The sequence below is a fragment of the Flavobacteriales bacterium genome, from assembly GCA_020435415.1.
In the GTDB taxonomy this organism is placed as follows: domain Bacteria; phylum Bacteroidota; class Bacteroidia; order JACJYZ01; family JACJYZ01; genus JACJYZ01.
The window spans coordinates 1-19335 of record JAGQZQ010000067.1; the positions used below are offsets into that span (position 1 = coordinate 1).

Annotated in this window: 16 protein-coding genes; 10 read left to right on the forward strand and 6 right to left on the reverse strand. The window is 48.7% G+C overall.

Translation table 11 applies throughout. The features are described 5' to 3' along the window. Positions 1-191: 191 nt before the first annotated feature. Positions 192-584 carry a DUF1801 domain-containing protein gene (locus tag KDD36_10860; protein ID MCB0397148.1) on the reverse strand — a complete coding sequence of 131 codons (393 nt, stop codon included), beginning with the start codon at positions 582-584 and terminating at the stop codon, positions 192-194. A 246-nt stretch (positions 585-830) separates the two neighbouring features. Between KDD36_10860 and pfkA the strand changes: the two genes are divergently transcribed. The 3 genes from pfkA (at position 831) to KDD36_10875 (ending at position 4965) form a co-directional block, all read left to right on the forward strand. Next, positions 831-1799, forward strand: coding sequence for a 6-phosphofructokinase (gene pfkA / locus KDD36_10865; GenBank protein ID MCB0397149.1), 969 nt, complete (start codon positions 831-833; stop codon positions 1797-1799). A 5-nt stretch (positions 1800-1804) separates the two neighbouring features. Next, positions 1805-4267 carry a primosomal protein N' gene (priA, locus tag KDD36_10870; protein MCB0397150.1) on the forward strand — a complete coding sequence of 821 codons (2463 nt, stop codon included), beginning with the start codon at positions 1805-1807 and terminating at the stop codon, positions 4265-4267. A 158-nt stretch (positions 4268-4425) separates the two neighbouring features. Then, positions 4426-4965 (forward strand): DUF1697 domain-containing protein, encoded by a 540-nt coding sequence (locus KDD36_10875; protein ID MCB0397151.1) that lies wholly within the window; start codon positions 4426-4428, stop codon positions 4963-4965. Positions 4966-5028: 63 nt separating this feature from the next. Here the strand turns inward: KDD36_10875 and KDD36_10880 are convergent, their stop codons facing one another. Both KDD36_10880 and KDD36_10885 read right to left on the reverse strand, forming a co-directional pair. Beyond that, positions 5029-5745, reverse strand: a complete 717-nt coding sequence (locus KDD36_10880) for a hypothetical protein (GenBank protein ID MCB0397152.1) — start codon at positions 5743-5745, stop codon at positions 5029-5031. A gap of 213 nt (positions 5746-5958) precedes the next feature. Further along, complete coding sequence (locus tag KDD36_10885; GenBank protein ID MCB0397153.1) at positions 5959-6837, reverse strand: YegS/Rv2252/BmrU family lipid kinase; 879 nt, start codon at positions 6835-6837, stop codon at positions 5959-5961. A gap of 198 nt (positions 6838-7035) precedes the next feature. Between KDD36_10885 and KDD36_10890 the strand changes: the two genes are divergently transcribed. Beyond that, positions 7036-7854: a universal stress protein gene (locus KDD36_10890; protein MCB0397154.1), complete on the forward strand. Its 819-nt coding sequence runs from the start codon at positions 7036-7038 to the stop codon at positions 7852-7854. A 147-nt stretch (positions 7855-8001) separates the two neighbouring features. On the opposite strand, the gene KDD36_10895 is transcribed toward KDD36_10890, so the two are convergent. Beyond that, positions 8002-8856 (reverse strand): mechanosensitive ion channel family protein, encoded by an 855-nt coding sequence (locus KDD36_10895; GenBank protein ID MCB0397155.1) that lies wholly within the window; start codon positions 8854-8856, stop codon positions 8002-8004. Between the two features lie 48 nt (positions 8857-8904). After that, positions 8905-11061, reverse strand: coding sequence for a tetratricopeptide repeat protein (locus KDD36_10900; GenBank protein MCB0397156.1), 2157 nt, complete (start codon positions 11059-11061; stop codon positions 8905-8907). A gap of 153 nt (positions 11062-11214) precedes the next feature. Between KDD36_10900 and KDD36_10905 the strand changes: the two genes are divergently transcribed. Further along, entirely contained in the window at positions 11215-11640 is a 426-nt protein-coding gene (locus KDD36_10905) for a DUF1987 domain-containing protein (protein ID MCB0397157.1), read from the forward strand. A gap of 10 nt (positions 11641-11650) precedes the next feature. On the opposite strand, the gene KDD36_10910 is transcribed toward KDD36_10905, so the two are convergent. Continuing rightward, positions 11651-12349, reverse strand: a complete 699-nt coding sequence (locus tag KDD36_10910; protein ID MCB0397158.1) for a DUF4918 family protein — start codon at positions 12347-12349, stop codon at positions 11651-11653. Between the two features lie 101 nt (positions 12350-12450). Here KDD36_10910 and KDD36_10915 point away from each other — a divergent pair, with 101 nt between their 5' ends. From KDD36_10915 to KDD36_10935, 5 genes are all read left to right on the forward strand, one after another. Continuing rightward, positions 12451-13767, forward strand: a complete 1317-nt coding sequence (locus tag KDD36_10915) for a hypothetical protein (protein ID MCB0397159.1) — start codon at positions 12451-12453, stop codon at positions 13765-13767. Positions 13768-13821: 54 nt separating this feature from the next. Next, a complete protein-coding gene (locus KDD36_10920) occupies positions 13822-14385 on the forward strand; it encodes an energy transducer TonB (GenBank protein ID MCB0397160.1) in 564 nt (187 codons plus the stop codon). A 16-nt stretch (positions 14386-14401) separates the two neighbouring features. Beyond that, positions 14402-15097: a TonB family protein gene (locus KDD36_10925; GenBank protein ID MCB0397161.1), complete on the forward strand. Its 696-nt coding sequence runs from the start codon at positions 14402-14404 to the stop codon at positions 15095-15097. A gap of 101 nt (positions 15098-15198) precedes the next feature. Then, positions 15199-15945 carry a TonB family protein gene (locus KDD36_10930; GenBank protein ID MCB0397162.1) on the forward strand — a complete coding sequence of 249 codons (747 nt, stop codon included), beginning with the start codon at positions 15199-15201 and terminating at the stop codon, positions 15943-15945. Between the two features lie 398 nt (positions 15946-16343). Continuing rightward, the gene (locus KDD36_10935; GenBank protein ID MCB0397163.1) at positions 16344-19184 is read left to right on the forward strand and encodes a PKD domain-containing protein; all 2841 of its coding nucleotides are present in this window, start codon (positions 16344-16346) and stop codon (positions 19182-19184) included. Positions 19185-19335 lie beyond the last annotated feature (151 nt).

The following is a 19335-nucleotide window of genomic DNA, read 5'->3' on the forward strand; positions in this document are numbered from 1 at the left end:
TGAATTCCCGACGCTCCTTCTGTTCAGTGAAAGCCTGAAAGACAAAATATCAACAGCCGGCATGACAGGAATGGATTGGGATGATGCCAAAGATTATAATACGGCGTTGACGTTTTGAAGAGAGGTAGATGTCAGACCGTTAGACATTAGACCGGGCAACTACAAACCAGAAACAACAAACTATAAACCTATCATTTCAACCTTTCCAGAACCCCTCTTCGTTTAACGATGTTCTTGTAGTCCCACTGGATTTCCACACACTTTTTCAACCACCGTTTCAAATCTGTTTTGTTGATTTCACCTGCCGATGTATACCGCATTTCTGCGGCTTTGAACTTTCCTTCTTTTTGAAGTTTCTCCTCGTCAAATGATTGTCCGCTCCAGAACAACAGCCGGATACAGTCTTTTAATTTGTGATAACCTACCACCGGATTCCCCTCGATGAACCATACGGGATGTGCATGCCATATCTTATTTTCAGCCTCCGGCAGATGGAGGTATATCTCGCTGGCGAGGGTATTGCAAAGGCGCTTGTCTTCATCGGAAAGCTGCGCATCGTTATAGGCCTGGATGTCCGGGTTCATGGCTGTTGGTCTTATGGCCCTAAATATAGGGTCAATTTTGTACACATGTCCCGGGAAAGAAATGATCCGGCAACCTCCCCATAGCCATAATGATCGGTACTGCCTCCTGCCAACTGCCTCCTAACTAGAAACTACCCTCCTTCGCCAAGGCTTCGGCCTTGCTCCGCCATAGCGGCTACGCGAAGGCTTCGGCGGGCAATGAAAACTAAAAACTTCCTCCGTACCTTCACGGTTCAATTCGTTACTATGAAAAAGATCGGCATTTTTACATCGGGTGGGGATGCGCCCGGCATGAACGCCTGCATACGTGCTGTGGTACGCACTGCCCTGCGGAACAACCTGGAGGTATACGGAATCTACAGAGGCTATGAAGGCATGATTGAAGGAGACATCGTACCCCTCACATCCGCTTCCGTATCCAACATCGTACAACGCGGTGGTACCGTTCTGAAATCTTCCAGGAGCAAGGAGTTTATGACACCTGATGGGCGCAAACAGGCGTACGATCACCTGCAAAGTCACGGTATGGAAGCGCTGATAGCCATGGGGGGAGACGGTACCTTCAAAGGAGCTTCGGTATTCAACAGTGAGTACGGAATACCTTGCGTAGGAATTCCCTGCACCATAGATAATGATCTCTACGGAACAGATTTTACCATTGGATATGATACGGCCATTAATACGGTGGTTGAAGCTGTTGACAAAATCCGTGATACGGCCAATTCTCACAACCGACTATTCATTGTGGAGGTCATGGGACGGGATGCCGGCTTCATTGCCCTGCGCTCTGGTATTGCATCCGGCGCCGATGCCATCCTCGTGCCGGAAACGGAAACGGATATGGAGTATGTTGCCAGAAACATCCAGAAAGGATGGGATAAGAAACGGGGTGCCAGCATTCTCATCGTTGCCGAAGGCGATGAATACGGCGGCGCCATCATCGTTGAGAAAGACCTGAAGAGCAGATTCCCGGACAAGGAGATCAGGGTGTCCATTCTCGGTCACCTGCAACGGGGAGGCAACCCCTCGTGTATGGACAGGGTGCTGGCTGCCCGCATGGGATGGGCAGCTGTCAAAGGATTGATGGAAGGTCGCAATGCCGTTATGGCTGGTATCATCAACGGTGAAGTGGTATACACGCCTTTTGAAAAGGCAACCAAGCACCACCTTTCCCTCAACCCCGAATTGCTGGAACTGGCGGATATGCTTTCCTGATCATTATGGCTGAAGCAACACATACGTTTGCAGATGTGATATTGCCGCTGGCACTCCCGGGTTATTTCACCTATTATGTGCCGGAGGCATACGTGCCTGAAATCCATCCTGGAAAACGCGTTGTGGTTCAGTTTGGGCGCAAGCGGTTGTACACAGCCATCGTGCATTCAGTTCATCATCAGCCACCAAAAGGCTATGCCGCCAAGTTTATTCATGAAGTGATTCGTGAAGAGGCGCCCGTCAATCACCGGCAGCTGCAATTGTGGACATGGATCTCGGAATACTATATGTGCTACCCGGGTGAAGTATACACCGCAGCCCTTCCTGGTGGCCTCCGCCTGTCCAGTGAAACACGTATCACTCAACCCGGGGGCGTGGTGGATGAAGAATCTTTAAGTGATGATGAGTTTCTGGTGTACGAAGCCCTGCAGTCTGAACCCGTGCTGGATGTAAATGCAGTACAGGCCATTCTGGGTAAGAAGGAAGTACATCCTTTGCTCCGGTCCATGCTGGAAAAGGGTGCTGTGATACTGGAAGAGGAATTGAAGGAAAAGTACAAGCCTAAGCTGGCTGACTACGTGCAACTGCATCCGGATTGTACCGGCGATGAAAAGTTATCTGCCGTTTTTGAAGAGTTGTCCAGGGCACCCAAACAGGAAGCCCTCCTGCTGTCATTTATTGATCTGAATGCCCGGATAAAACATCCGGCCGGTGTGCCCAAGAACGACTTGCTGAAACGTGCAGGTGCATCCCTGGCGTCCCTTCGGCCATTGATAGAAAAGAATGTGCTGCGGATATTTTCAGCAGAGGTGGATCGCTTGCCATCGTTTACCGGAGATACCACAGGTGATATGAAGCTCTCACCTCAGCAATCCGGCGCCGTACAATCCATTCAAAATCATTTTGAGGAGAACCGTCCGGTGTTACTGCACGGCGTAACAGGTTCCGGAAAAACAGAAGTGTATATCCGGCTGATCAGAGATGTCCTGGAATCGGGTAAGCAGGTTTTGTATTTGTTGCCGGAGATTGCGCTCACCACCCAGATCATCGGTAGGCTACAACAACACTTTGGCGATAAGGTGGCTGTTTATCATAGCCGGCTGAATGAACATGAAAGGGTGGAGGTATGGCAACAGGTGCGGACAGGAAAAAAGCCGCTTGTTCTGGGTGCCCGATCTTCTATATTTCTGCCGTTTGATAACCTGGGTTTGGTGGTGGTGGATGAAGAACATGAAACAAGTTTTAAACAGTTCGACCCCGCTCCACGTTACCACGCCCGCGATGTGGCACTGGTCTTGGGGCAGATGTATGAAGCAAATGTTGTACTGGGTTCCGCCACACCTTCACTGGAATCATATCGTCATGCCACATCCGGAAAGTACGGCTATGTGGAGATGGTCGAACGTTTCGGCGCCGCGGTTCTTCCCGATATGCAAGTGGTGAATCTCGCCGAAGCGCAACATCGAAAACAACTGCAAGGGTCTTTCAGTACAACACTGGTTGAAGAGATCAAGGCTACGCTGGATCGCGGGGAACAAGTCATCCTTTTCCAGAATCGTCGTGGTTTTTCTCCTTTCATAGAATGTAATTTGTGCGGATGGGTACCCCAGTGCACCCGATGTGATGTGAGTCTTACTTACCATAAAAAGGCACATCACCTCAGGTGTCACTATTGCGGATATTCCATAGAGATGCCATCGCGATGTGCATCCTGTCAGAGCCGTGAATTACAAACCATCGGACTGGGTACCGAAAGGGTGGAGGAGGAGATCGCATTGCTGTTTCCGGATGCGAGAACCAAACGGATGGACCTCGACAGCACGCGTGCCAAGCACGGTCACCGAAACATTATCCATGCTTTTGAAAAGCAGGAGATCGATATTCTTGTGGGCACGCAGATGGTCACCAAAGGCCTGGATTTTGATCATGTAGGCCTGGTAGGGGTACTCAATGCAGACCATATGATGAATGTGCCGGAGTTCCGTGCATTTGAACGCGCCTATCAACTGATGGTACAGGTGAGTGGCAGGGCGGGAAGGAAAGACAAAAAAGGAAAGGTGCTGATACAAACGCGAACGCCGGAACATCAGGTGGTGAAGGATGTGTTGGCACATGATTACATTCACATGGCGACACGTGAACTGGAGGAACGTAAGATATACGGGTATCCGCCATTCACCCGCCTGGTGCGCTTGACCTTAAAGCACCGGCAGGCAGAAGCGGTACATGCAGCTGCAGTTGATCTGGCAGGAAGGCTTCATGAGCCTTTCGGGAAACGTGTGCTGGGCCCGGAACCTCCTGCCATTTCCCGGGTAAGGAATTTTTACCTGATGAATATCATGATCAAGATGGAGCAAAAACTCCCGCTGAAAAGAGCAAAAGAGGTCATTGGTGAGATCATCGAATCGTTCTCCAACGAGAAGTCATACCGGAATGTGCGAATCGTAACCGATGTAGATCCGGTTTGATCATTTGGTGATTTAGTGATTTAGTGATTTGGTGAGGTGGTCATGTGGTGACCTGCTAGCCGACGCCCGGGCCATTGCGTAGGCAGGCTGGTGTGAAGATGTGATAATCCGGTGACATAAAGATGCGGTAGGTCAACCTTAAACCTTAAACCATTCCCATGTACATTTCAATTCTTCGGGGCATCAATGTCAGCGGACAGAAAAAAGTGCCCATGGCCGATCTAAGGAAAGTCTATGAGTCACTGGGTCTCCAGGATGTGTCGACATACATTCAAAGTGGCAATGTTATTTTTTCAGGTGGGGCCAGGGATGAAACGAAGCTGGTGACAAGTATCGAAAAAGCCATTGAAAAGAAATTCGGATTTCATGTGCCGGTGATGCTGCGAACAGACGAACAATGGAAGCATATCATAGCAGGTAATCCATTCTTAAGCGAAGAAGGTGTTGATGAAACAAGGTTGTATGTGACGATCCTGGACGAGGAGCCATCTGCAGATCTTGTCAGGCAGATTTCTGAGAAGGACTTCGGGGCGGACCGGTTTGTGGTGAAAGGAAAGGAAGTGTATATATATTGTCCGGTAGGGTATGGCAATACAAAGATCAACAACAATTTTTTTGAGAAGAAACTGAAAGTGGGTGCCACAACCCGCAACTGGAAAACGATGAACACCCTGGCCGGTTTAGTTTCTGGTTTGTAGTTTAAGGTTATTATCATACATCATCAAATCACCCCATCACCAAATCATCACATCACCAAATACCTACCTTCCGTCCTTAGGCTTCGTTGTCATCAACCGGTATGCCCTCACGCGGTTATCGTTGAATGTAGGGATGTAAAACATTTGTGTATCCGGATCGTAGTCCAGGTCTGCGGCATTGACTTTTTCATCGGAAGTATTGGCCAGTACCACGGGTTCTTCAACTTCACTTACCAGTTGGGTGGTGCCCTTCCAATCTGTGATCAGGTAGTTACCATCATTGGATGATACCAATCCGTCGATCCCACCGGTGTTCCCTATGAACTCACTTATGGCTTTGGTCTTCATATCCACCTTCAGAATGCTGTTGCGGGAACCAACCAGCAGTTGCCCGTTCTCCGCCCATAGCCCGTTGGGTTTGTTGAGTGTCTCATCTTCCAGCCACATTTCCATTTTACCATTTTTTAACCGGTAGATGCGGTTGGTCATCATGTCGCTGATGTACACACTGCTGTCTTTCGCGATTGTGATATCATTCAGGAACTTTGCACCTTCAGCCTGATATTTATGCAGGATTGTACCCGTTTCGGGGTCTATTTCCACCACCTGTTCTATGTCGGATACATATAATTTGTCAGCACATAGACCCATACCTTTCGGGGCATCCAGACCGGTAGCCCACTCCAGCTTGATGGTATGCCCATCCGTACCTAGCTGACTGATGAAACCGTTGCCGTCTTTCTCTGTAGCGTCACCGTTGATGTTGGCTACAAACAGCAAGCCATGCGCGTCATCAATAAGAACGGACTCCGGAGTTTTCAGGATCTTTTCCGTTTCCCAGACAGGTACGGCATAATGAATTAATTCGGCTTGAGCCGTTTGAGCAAATGACCGGGAGGCTCAGAGAATACAAAGTCCGGTCAGGCACAGGTAAATGTTTTTCATGTCCCAGTTGTTTTGTGAGCGGGATAAAGATAGGAAAAGGAGGATGTGTTAACTACTGACCAATACCTTCAATGCATGGGGCAGGATATGGAACCGAATCTCATTTTGAGCGGTTGTGGTCTCGCCGTCAAAGTGTATCGCGTTTTCTCCGGGCTTTTTGATCATGATGTCTTTGGCGGTCCAGCTTTCATAATAGTTGGTATACCGGAGCTTTCCGGAAAATAGCCGGCGGGCAATGGCGGGTGCCGAGTAGATAGGGAATGGTTTCAGAACGCATATGTTCAGAAGTCCGTCCGTGATACGTGCGGCAGGCGCAATAACTGCATTGTTGCCGTATTGGGATGCGTTGGCTACGGTGATCAGGAAGGCACGTCGGTTCATGGGGTAACCATCCACAACCAGGTTGTATTTTCCTGATCGGTAGGTGATCAATTGCCTCATAGCCACCTTAACATATGAAGCGAATCCACGTTTGTTACTGGAGGCGAAGCTGTGGCTTACCCGTGCATCAAAACCGATACCGGCAGTACAGAAAAAGGGAATATCGTTAACCGTTCCCGCATCAATGGTTTTGGGCGTTCCCGTTTCGAGTAAGGCAATCGCGCTGCCGATGTTTAACGGAATGTTCAGGTGCCGGGCCAGGCCGTTGCCCGATCCGGAAGGGATGATGGCCAGGGTGAAGTCGGTATTCATTAGTTGTTTGCCCACCAGGTTCACCGTGCCGTCGCCACCAACGGCAGCAACCGTATCAAACTTCTTTCTGGTAAGCAATTCCCGGAATGCAGCATGATCCTGCCTCAGATCCCAATCCAGAAATTCATGATCGATATCCGGAGGAAGGGATGATTGAAGTTGTTGGCGCAAATCCTGACCGTTTCTGGCAGGGCCTGCCTTGGGATTCACAAGAATGGCTGTACGCCTTTTCATATCCGAAGGAATAGGTGAGTTCAGAACCAACTATAAGGCATGAGTACGGTGGAATTGCCTATAAAGTTTTACCCGATGCAGGGATAGGATGTTTAAAAGCGATACGATAAGGCAGGGCATGTAGTGAATAAATGGCGATCATAGGAAACGAATCAGTCCTTTTTTTACCTTTGGTGATATCACAAATATGCTGGAGCCATGAAGACGATCATCCTTCCAACCGATTTTTCGGACAACGCAAAAAATGCCATTCGATTTACCATTGACATGTATGGAACGGAAAATGTCAGATACGTTCTGGTGAATGCCTATGGCATGCATCACAATTCTTCCGCCATGATGATCAATCTGGATGACGTACTTCATAAAGACGCCGAGACCAGCATGGAGACGGAGATGAATTATATCCTGTCGTGTTATAAAGACAAAAAACCGGCCCTGTCTTCCGTTATCCGTAAGGGTGACCTGGCGGAGGTGATCGGGGTGGTTTTTAAAATGGAAAAAGCGGATATGATTGCCATGGGTACCAAGGGTGATAGCGGAGTGGATAAAGTCTTGATGGGTAGCAATACATCACATGTGATCAAGATGGCATTATGCCCTGTGCTTGCCATTCCGGAAGGTGCCAGGTACAGCAAAATGGACCGGTTGGTATTTACCACGGATCTGAAGAAGGTCAGCGATGCTTCTCGTCAGGCTATCGCGGATGTTTGCAAAATGACGGGTGCCAGACTGGATGTGGTGAATGTGCATGATCAGGCGGAGGTAGGCGCGGAAACTGAACGCCGCATGGCGGAAGTCAATCATATGTTCAGTGACGTGTCGCATCAGATTCATACTGTTCAGGATGACAATGTCTCTGAGGGCATCAATACTTTTGTGGAACAAAACGGTGCCGACCTGATATTCATGCTCGCCCGCGAAGAGAGTTTCTTTTACCGGCTGTTCAACCCAAGCCACACCCGGAAAATGGCATTGCATACGGAGGTGCCGTTGCTGGTGCTTTATGAGAAGTAGTCAGGTTTGACAATGGTTAATGGAAAATAGATGTCAGATAATAGACAATAGAAAATAGTTATTGGCTATTAGATATTAGGCATCCTGCAAACAACGACAACATTAATGCCCCGGCGACCAAAGTCTATTGTCTATTGTCTTTTCGCCTCAAATATCCTTCTTATAAACGATCGTCCTGTATGGGAACGGTATCTCGATGCCTTCCCTGTCAAACCGTTCCTTCACGGATTTGTTCAGGTCCATGCGCATGAGGCGCCCTGAGACAGCAGTGGACGACCAGGCATAGCCACGCAGATTAACAGAAGAATCACCAAAGCCAACCACTTTCACCTCTACAGGTGGTTTACCTTTTGCCTTCTCTTCAGGAGTGCGGTTGTCTACCCATTCCGGGTGGGCCATCGCTTCTTCCTGGATGATCTTCATGGCCAGGTCAATGCTGCTGTCATAGCTGATCCCGAAGTTGAGGAATTCACATACCAGCGATTCACCGATGTCGCTGTTGACAATGGTGACATTGTTCATGACCGAATTAGGTATAATGATGCGTTTGTTCTCAAAGTCACGGATCACGGTATGACGCAGCGTGATGTCCTCCACGTGCCCGTAATAGTCGCCCTCTACCCGGATCAGATCGCCGACGCGGTAGGGGCGTGAGATAACAATGAACACTCCGCTGATGATGTTGGAGAATGCCTGTTGTGCTGCAAAACCGATGATCGCAACAAGAATACCTGCGCCCGCAAACAAAGTGATGGCCAAAGACCTTAGCGATGGGATCGTATAGATCACCATGAAGAGTGCAGTGGTGTATATGACAAGGGAAACGGCGTTGCGAATAAAGCGATAACGGGTGGCATCTACTTTCAGTTTCTCTGAAGAGGTCTTGATAAAACGCCCCATCAGCCAAAGGGTCACCCTTGAAATGGCAAAAGCGCCCACCAGGATGACCCCTATGGAGATCACATGTCGCCAGTCTATATTGAATTCTTTGAGAATATCCATGCGGATCAAAAGTACCGTACGGAATTGAGATTCGCAAAGGCAGTAAGTTCAGGATGGGTTGTGACTTGAATCCGGACGCAGGCCGATCACAAGCACATCATCAATCTGATCGTGACCCCGTTTCCAGATGGTCAGTACATCTTCCAGGATTAGTTTTTGCTTTACCATCGGTTGCATGGCATGCTGGGTGATCAACTCGCGAAACCGGGATGAGCCGAATTTCTTGTGGACGTCTCCGCCGTATTGATCAATATATCCATCTGAAAACAGATAAATAGCCGTGCTTTTGTCAAAAGGAAATGAATGACTTTTGTAATCGCGCTTAAAACCGATATTCGGTAAACTTCCACCGATAGACCACAGGTCGCCGGAAACCACACCCAGGTTCTGACTATTCATGACAAACATCGAATGATTGGCGGCGGCGAAGTGAAGTCGTTTTTCCTTATGCCGGATCACGCATACCGCAATATCCATCCCATCCTGGGTATGCTTGTCGCTCTTGTCCTGTTGCAGGATTCGGATCACCTCTTTATGCATGTAGGATAAAATGTCCGCGGGGTCTTCATGTAGTTTATTATTGACAGATTCATGCAAAAGCATGTAGCCGATCATGGACATGAACGCCCCAGGCACTCCGTGACCGGTACAGTCAACCACGGCAATCACCGAAAAATCTCCCCGGTCGGAAAACCAGTAAAAATCACCGCTGACAAGATCTTTGGGCTTGAAGAGTACGAACGATTCAGGGAACGCCTTGGTGATCTCCGTTTCTTTGGCAAGGATGGATTTCTGGATGCTCTTGGCATATTCGATGCTTTCATAGATTTTTTTGTTCTGATTCTTGATAAGCTGGTTCATGGAGGCCAATTCCCCATTCGCTTTTTTCTTCAAGGTGTATCTGTTGTAAAGGACATAAGCGATAAGTAGAAGGAAAATACCGAATCCGATGATGGCGTTTCTCACCACCCTTTCCCTGCGCAGTGTAGCATCCTGATTACTGAGTTTAAGCTGGTCGATCTCTTTTTGCTGGGAAAGCAGGTTGATCTTTTTTTCCTGTTGCTCGGCCTCATACCGGGCTTGCATGAGAATCATTTGCCGGTTGCCGGCTTCACTGATGATGCTATCTTTATAGATAAGGTGCTGATCACGTGCGTCAAGGGCTTGTTTAAAGTAGCCCATGTCTGTGAAAGCTGCTGCAAGGTTGTCGTAAGCACTGGCAATTTCCTGGATGGCCCCGATCTCCCTGGATAAGTCTAATGCCTGATTGAAGAAGGTCACCGCTAAGGCCGACCGGTCCTGAAGCATCTGACATTTGCCAATGGCCATATAGTTGGCAATCATCCCTTTCTTGTCGCCCATTTCCCTGGCGATGTTGTTGGAGGTGTTCAATGCCCCGATCGCATCCATATATGCGCCCCGTTTCATATGGTATTTGGCGATACTCCGGTTTACATTGGAAATTCCTTCCTGGTGGTTCACCTTCATGAAATGTGCTTCAGCATCCTTGAGATACTGCCTTGCCATGGCCATAGAGTCCATCACCAGGAAAAGTTCAGCCAGGGATATTTTGGTGATGGCCACATTGTTGGCATCCTTATTCTCAGCATGCAGTTTAAGCGCCATGCCATAGTATTGAATGGCTTTGGCCGTATTGCCTTGTGCGTTGTAGATACGGCCGATGTTGTAGTTTACATTGCCCAGGCGGGATGCCATGCCGTATTCTTCAACAATTTCCTTTGCTTTCATGTAGTAGGCAAGTGCGTTGTCATTGGCTCCCTCACGCATTCTCAGATTTCCCAGGTAGGTGTTGATCCGGTATAGGCCATCGGGGTAGTTTTCCTTTTTCGCCTCCGTCATGGCCAATTGGTAAAAGCGTTCGGCGGTGGTGTATTGTGCAGTTTTGTGATAATACCTTCCGAGGTAACTAAGCGCATTGATGCGACCCTTCGCATAACCATGCTCATCGGCCAGACTAAGTGCAAGGCTTGCCGCCCACTTGGCACTATCCGGATTGCTTCGCCTGAGTATATCTGATAACTCATTCAAGGCATCGATGCGGGCTGAATGGTCTGTGGTGGTGCGCACCACCCGATACAAACTGTCCGTAAGGTCGGCGGGTTCATCGGCACGGATAGCCAATGAAAGCAGACAAATCACGGTCAGCAGCAGCCATGTGGGAGCATGATGTTTCTTGCGCGTCATTTATCCGATGAAGAGGTTGGTGAAAAGTATTCCTACGCTGGAACCGTGAATATGTTTTGGCGGAACTCCCATGAAACTGTTCGGGGATACTTTCGTAAGCATAGGACATTGTGCATTTCCTGCGCATAAATGTTGACGTGTAAAACCAAGTGTATGGATTCATTAATCATTGCAGCCCGGGAGGATTCTCCGGGTTTTAATCTTGATGTCGAGAATGGCATTTTTGAGATCACGGGTGAATCCCGGCCGGAAAATGTACAGGGCTTTTATAAGCCTGTCATGGAGTGGATGGATAAATTTCAGAAGTACGTGTATTGGCTGAAGAACCAGTTCCCGGATAAGGAGCCCCGGAAAATAGATTTCCACTTTAAACTGGATTATTTCAATTCCACCTCTGCCAAATATATTCTTAGCATACTGAATACCCTGGACGAGATCAATCAGCAGACTCATTCGGTTACTATTCACTGGCACTACGAAGAGATGGATGAAGATATCTTAAAAACCGGCGAAGCCTTTGAGGAAGTGCTTAAGATCCGGTTTAACTATGTGCTCATTCCTTCCGTTCAGGATACCTGACTTAGCTTTCCTACAATATAACAGATTCCAAAGCGGCCTTGTATTCATCAAGGTAAACGTCCAGCTTCTTCCTTCTGTATTGCATGACAAAGCGTGGATGCGGCAACGGAATGATACGACTGAAAAACCGGTGCTTTGCATTGAGGCCTTCCAGGTATTTCAGATTTTCCCCACCACCGATACAAACACATACATCCCTTCCTGAAAAATGAACCTGCTGACGCATGGTGTCCAGTATGAATGGGCCAACTGCTGTCTGTAGGTCTTTGCAGTCGTAGTAATTGATGTTCTTCCCTTCGCTGGTAAACCCCAATGGGCAAACCGCACTCAGGAAGAAATGACGGTAGAAACGGTCCACACCCCCGAAGGCATTAATGGCCATATATATAAAGGTGGAACTCAGTTCTTTTTTCTTGTCGAAAGGATTCGGAATACCTGCTGCAGTGTCCAATTGGTAAGGATCCGTAAATGAAACACCCGTGACACCCCCTCCGAACCGCCCGGGATTGATCCCAAAAACCAAAACGCGGGGTTGGTCATCGTTGTAGTGCCGGGCATAGAACGTACGATTGATCTCCATGATTTCCTTGTCTACATATGGGTTCAGGACGGTGACTCCATCCGGTACATCACATCCTTTGGCAAGATATTCATTGAAGTACATGACTCGGTCTGCAAACGAGCCTACTGAAATGTCCGGTGTTTTCATCGTTCAAATGTAACAGAAAATCGACGTGGGGAAAGCGGACAACAATCCATACCTTCGCCGTAAAGCACAGGGTTATGTGGCCGGAGCCGTTTTTAAACAGGATGAAAAACCAGTTAGGGGCTGCTTACGAAGATTTCGTAACGGCCCTGAATAGCCCTGCAGGTCCAAGTATCCGGTTGAATACGGCCAAGGTGCCGGCCAAGGTAAATTTACCTGAGGTGCCCTGGTGTGAGCATGCTTGCTTTTTGCAGGAAAGGCCGGTCTTTGCGCTCGATCCGTGGTGGCATGGCGGTGCTTATTTTGTCCAGGAATCATCATCCATGTTTCTTTGCCATGTTGTAAAAAGCCTGGGGCTGACATCACCCATTCTGGCGCTGGACCTGTGTGCTTCTCCCGGGGGGAAGTCCACACTTCTGAAAGATGTACTTCCCGATGAGAGCCTGATTGTGGCCAACGAGGCCATCCGGGGCCGCGTGGGGCCACTGGTGGAAAACGTCATCCGCTGGGGCAGCGGCCACCATGTGGTGACAAACAACGACCCTGAAGCTTTCCGGCGATTGGAGGGTGTTTTTGATATCGTACTGGTCGATGCGCCCTGTTCCGGAGAAGGCCTGTTCAGAAAGCAGGAAGATGCCAGGGACATTTGGTCCGTAGAGAATCTTGCCCTTTGTGAGGCACGGCAAAAGCGTATTCTTGAGCCGGCCATGGCATCCGTCAGGCCTGGCGGATATTTGATCTACAGTACATGCACCTACAACCCGGGCGAGAATGAGGACCAGGTAAAGGAGTTGGCCGCTTCAGGTTGGGATGAGGTACGGTTAGATCCCGATCCGGCATGGGGATTTCAACGAGCGGAACACGGCTGGTATGCCTATCCTCATCGGGTGAAGGGAGAAGGGTTTTACATAAGCATCTGGCAAAAAACGGATGGGATTGGCGCAAGTGCATCAGAGGGAAATGCCGGTGCCATAACGAATGCACCCTGGTTGTCCGGACTGGATGACAAAAAATGGATGGTGACGGGTCGCGGGAATGCACAGTTTGTTTACCCACAGCGTTGGGCAGAGGTGATGGCGGGATTGGAAAACACATTGAACGTTCGCTATGCCGGTGTGGAAGCAGGAGAAATGAAAGGTAAGAAAGCAGTTCCGGCGCATGCCCTGGCATTGATGGCGGATCGCAGTCCGGATAGCTGGCTCGTGCTGGAGCTGGCGGCGGAAGAGGCGTTGGCCTACCTGAGAAGAGACCATGTTTCCGCGAATACCGATGAACTGGGATACGCGTGTATAGCTTTTGATGCATTGCCTTTAGGGTGGGTGAACCGGCTCGGGAGCAGACTTAACAATATGTATCCGATGGCCTGGCGGTTACGGATGAATGGGGCACCCGTGCGTGTTCTTCATCCAGAAAAAGAATAAAACGCTTATCTTGCGTTCGCTGCAGAACATTTTACTGATTTAAATTTTCAAAGAATGACCTATTCGAAGAAGTTCTGCAGATTCTTTATTTGTATTTGTTTCAGTTTGTTGGTAACGCCACTGGTGTATGGCCAGTCCGAAGAGGAGGGTGATCCGCGTGATGAAGAAGAATGCTTTGTTGTTGCAGAGCAAATGCCCAGGTTTCCGGGATGTGAGGATGGTCATTTTCCTCTCAATTCTGCGTTGGAAAATTGCGCACAGCAAAAAATGTTGAAGTTTATCAAGGATAGTCTTCGAGTCCCCAAGACTGCCGTAGACAAGAATGTTTATGGTTTGATCGTATTGTCCTTCATTGTTGAGAAAGACGGGAGCCTCACAAATATCAAGGTTCTGAGGGGACTGCCAAACGGTTGTAGTGAAGCGGCAGTTGATGTGATCAAAAAAATGCCGCGATGGATACCGGCTCGTCAACGCAACAATCCGGTAAGGTGCATGCAACGTATCCCCATTCGGATTGAACCTCCCCGGCGCCAGGTTGAAAAGGATACCAAACCTAAGGTTAAGGAAGAAGATGTTCCTGTAATAAAGGATATCGATGTGGACGAAGAAGATGAATAAGCGATATCATATCTGGATGTCTTTGATGATAGCCGTTTGGAGTGTTTCCATGTGTATGGCGCAAGAGACGGACAGTGCATCAGTGGATACCGCTGTCTATGTGATCGTGGAAGAGATGCCCAGGTTTCCCGGTTGTGAGGAAGATGAAAATATGTCCGGAGCAGAAAGGCAGCAGTGTGCGTTTATGGAAATGCAAAAGTACATCATGAAGAATATGACATACCCTGTGGAAGCCATGGATGAGTGTGTTTTTGGCACGGTACACATATCATTTGTTGTTAATGAAGATGGTTCAATTTCTGACGTAGCTGTTGCACGTTCCGGAGGTATGTTCATTGATCAGGAAGCATTAAGGCTTGTGAAGAATATGCCAAGGTGGATCCCGGGATATCAGAAAGGCGAACCCGTAAAGGTTAGCTACATCTTGCCGTTGAGGTTTTCCTTGAAGGGAGGATCCGATTGTTCCACACCTAAGAAACTCCTGAAAGCCGGGGTGGATGCCAGGAAAAAAGGTCGCTTTGATGTAGCTATCCGGCAAATAGAGCGTGTAATCAAGGAGGTTCCGGAGAGCGGAGTGGCTTACTATGAGTTAGGAATTACCTACAGTAAAATGAAGCAGGACGATAAGGCATGCGAAGCCTACAGCAAGGGTGAGGCTCTGGGTAATAAAGAATGTACAATGATGTTGAAAGAACAGTGTGGGGGTGAATAGCGATCACAACCAGACCCTCAATAATAAGTTTGCAATTTCACGGGATTAACGATTCAAAAAAGATGACAACCCCTTTAAATGAGATTCTGATGTTAAGTAATATGCGTAAAAGATTTTGGCTGGCTTCAATAGCTGTGATATGTGGCATGTCATTGGGATATGCGCAGGAAATTGATACGGAGGTTGAGGAGCCACAAGAAGTTGAGAAGCCACAGGAAGTTGAGAAGCCTGAAGTATATGTGATTGTAGAGGAGATGCCCCGGTTTCCCGGTTGTGAGGAAGATGAAAAGATGTCGTATCAGGATCGGAACGATTGCGCTTTCAAGGAAATGCGGTGGTACATTGTGAAAAACATGAAGTACCCGCCCGAAGCCATGGATGAATGCCTTCAGGGAACGGTATATGTCAATTTTGTGGTAAGGGATGATGGGCAGCTGACGGATATCAAGGTTATTCGTTCCGTACACCCGTTGCTGGATGAAGAGGCACTTCGCATGATGGAAGGAATGCCTAAATGGATTCCCGGTAAGCAACGAGGGAAACCGGTACACGTGAGCTATAACTTGCCTATTAAGTTTGCCATGAAGGGGGCGAAATGTCCGTCGGTGAAAGATATGCTCAAAGAAGGAATATATGCCAGGGAATCCGGTGATTTGGACAAGGCATTGCGCTACCTTCTGATGGCCGTCAAAAAAGAACCCGAAAACGCCGAAGCTCACTATGAACTCGGTCTAACCTACACAGCCCTAAAGCAAGACGGTAAGGCATGCGAGGCTTACCGCAAAGGAGAGGGTCTGGGACATAAGGATTGTGGGAAGATGCTCAAAAAGCTTTGCGGTTCTGAATAGATCAGGTTTGGTTTACAAGAGATCGGGCAGGTGCACCTGCCTGTCTCAGGGTATTCAAGAACGCCTGAATTTCTAAACTTTTATTTTGAACCCATGGGCAGCCAATCTTCATTGGTGTGTTGATGGCTATGTTGCGGCATATACTTATCCATCTGGGATACATTTCTCACTAATGATAGATCACTGCAAGGGTGCATAAATTTTTATCTGAAAAAAATCAGGTGGTGAAATTTATAAATCCATAGATAATTCCGTATCTTGAGTATCTCCCTGCTATAATTCTGATTACGGAAATTAAACCGACTTAAATGATGTATGTGATCGGCATGATCTGCAAGCCATGCTCATGCATAATTCACATAGGGTTGGACTGAGTATTCATATTTAAACAACGTATTATGAAGAAGAATTACAGGCATTGGGGTAAGCAAATGTTTCTGGCATTGGGACTAACTGCGGTAATGAGTCTGTCCTTTGCACAACAGCCATACCACGGCCAGGAGGTATTTCCTGACAAGCAGGAATATCTTCAGCAATTTCATACGATGAAACAGGGTACGGCAACCGCGGTGAATTTGCAGGTGGCCTCTTCACAATCCTATGAAACGGAGATTACCATTCACGAACAATCGGCGGATCATCTGAAGATCATCGGTCAGGTTAAAGATCGTCCGGGAAGCCGTTTTTACCTGTATGGTGATGGCAAGGATTTCAGTGGCCATCTCGTGTTACGGGATACCAAAGAGGCCTATCATATTTACACCAATGACCTCGGCGAAGTGATCACCAAGCCAGTCGATATTGATAAGGTTCTCTGTGTGGATTTCAATTCCTACACCAAAGGCAAGGATCCTCATGAAGGAGAAGCTCCATCCGCACAGGCTCCCATGCTGGAGAGCCTGCCGGGAGCAGCGGCGGTTATCTACCTGGATTTTGACGGGGAGAACGTTTCCGGTGGCCGCTGGGGTACGATCAATGCACAACCTTCCGGTTTTTCCGATGCTAAAATTGAAGATATCTGGCAGGCGGTTGCCGAGGATTATATTCCATTTAAGATCAACGTCACCACCGACAGGAGCAAATGGAGCGCAGCTGCCGTGAACCGCCGGATGATGGTGATCTTCACGCCTACGAACGATGCAGCCCCGGGTGCAGGTGGTGTGGCCTACCTGCAGTCCTTCAGGGACAACACCGATGACCCGTGCTGGGTGTTTAACAACGATACCAAGGGAGCCATTGAAGCGGCATCACATGAGGCCGGTCATACCATGGGCTTAAGCCACGACGGCACGTCATCCCAGGGCTACTATGCCGGACACGGTAACTGGGGCCCGATCATGGGTGCCTGTTATAATGTGGACATTGTTCAATGGAGCAAAGGAGAGTATTCCGGGGCCAACAACACGGAAAATGACCTGTCGATTATTTCCGGTTCCAGCAATGGTTTCGGCTATCGTACCGACGACCATGGCAATACCATCGGGGCGGCAACACCGCTTGTGGACGATGGGAACGGGAACGTAGCAGCTGCAGATAACAATGGAATCATCGAAAAAACCACCGATGTGGATTTGTTCTCATTCACCACTTCCGGAGGTGCATTCAGCTTCAACTTCAAATCGCATAGTTATGCGAATACTACCGATCCGGACCTTGATATACAGGCACGCATCCTGGATTCCGGAGGCAATGAGGTGATGATCTCAAATCCGAGCGGACTGACAGCGTCATTCAGCAGTACGCTGTCGTCAGGTACTTACTACATCGAAATTGATGGGGTCGGCTATGGCAATCCATCCAACACGGGTTATTCAGATTACGGCTCGCTGGGTTATTATGAGATCAGCGGATCGTATACCGCGGGCCCGAATACGCAGCCTCCTGTAGCCAGTTTTGTGAACAGTGCGGGAAACTGCTCCGGTGAGATCAGTTTTACCGACCAGTCGCAGAACACCATCACCACTTATTTGTGGGACTTTGGCGACGGAGGTACCTCTTCCCAGCAAAACCCCACCTATACCTACACCACATCAGGAACATTCACGGTGAAGCTCACGGTAACGGGTCCATATGGTACCAATACGTCCACCAAGAATAACCTGCTCACGATCAATCTGCCGGAGATCACCTCCACCACCGGAGACGCCTCATGTGGCCCTGCGGCCCTCACGTTACAGGCGGCAGGAAAGGGAACGCTGGAGTGGTATGATGCGCAGACGGGTGGCAACATGGTGGGTTCCGGCACAAGCTTTACCACGCCATTGCTTAACAACACCACCAGTTATTGGGTGCAAAGCAGGGTGGTGGATTTTGCGGATAATGCCGGACCGTCCGATAACACCATAGGCACCGGAGCCAGCTTTACAGTCAATGATCTGCGTGGTTTGTTCTTTGATGTATTGGCGCCCTTCACCCTGAAGACCGTGAAAGTATACGCAGGAGCGGCCGGTGACCGGACCATCGAAGTATTGGATGGTGATGGTGGCAATGTCGTCCACACCAAAACCGTCACCATTCCCTCCGGCGAAAGCCGTGTTACCCTGGACTTCCCAATGACCGTGGCCAATGGTTACTTCATCAAAGTCACCGGAGCGACTGTTGATCTTTACCGGAACGACGCAGGCCCCAACTACCCTTACACCGTGACGGACGTGGTATCCATTACCGGGTCCAATGCTTCTTCTGCGGGTTATTATTATTACTTCTATGATTGGGAAGTGGAGAATAGTTGCACCGGTGGACTGGAAGAGGTTGTGGGAACGATCAACAGCAATCCTGCAACGCCTGTGGTGACCTACACCAGTCCGACCTTGTCTACACCGGGCGGACTCACATCATACCAGTGGTATCACGACGGGAACATCATTGTCGGTGCCACGAATAACACCTACGATCCCACAGCTCCGGGCAACTATACCGTGGAAGTCACGGACGCCAACGGTTGCAAGTCTGTTTCCGATCCTTTCCTGATCACATCTACGGGTGGATTCCTTACCAGCGGAGCGGTCATCATGGTATTCCCGAATCCCGGTACCGGGGTCTTCCAGGTACAGGCCATCGGTGAGGGTAAGTTAAATGTGCGTGTGGTGAATGCCTTGGGTCAGGTGGTTTTTGCACGTGATTTTGAGCGCATGTCGGACCTGAAGCAGGTGGACCTGACCGGAAAACCTGATGGTGTTTACCGTTTACAATTGCAGTCGGAAACGATGAATCACGGATATTTTCTCATAAAGCAATAGAGGTTAACGAGTGTTGAAGGGGCCGGATCATGATGGTCCGGCCTTTTTATTTGGCCCACCTGGCAAGGTCAACGTAAAAATAAAATTGCCCTATTTAGAAAATTGGTTTATTTTTGCCTCCCGTAAAAGATCGTTCATTATTTCTGGTCCG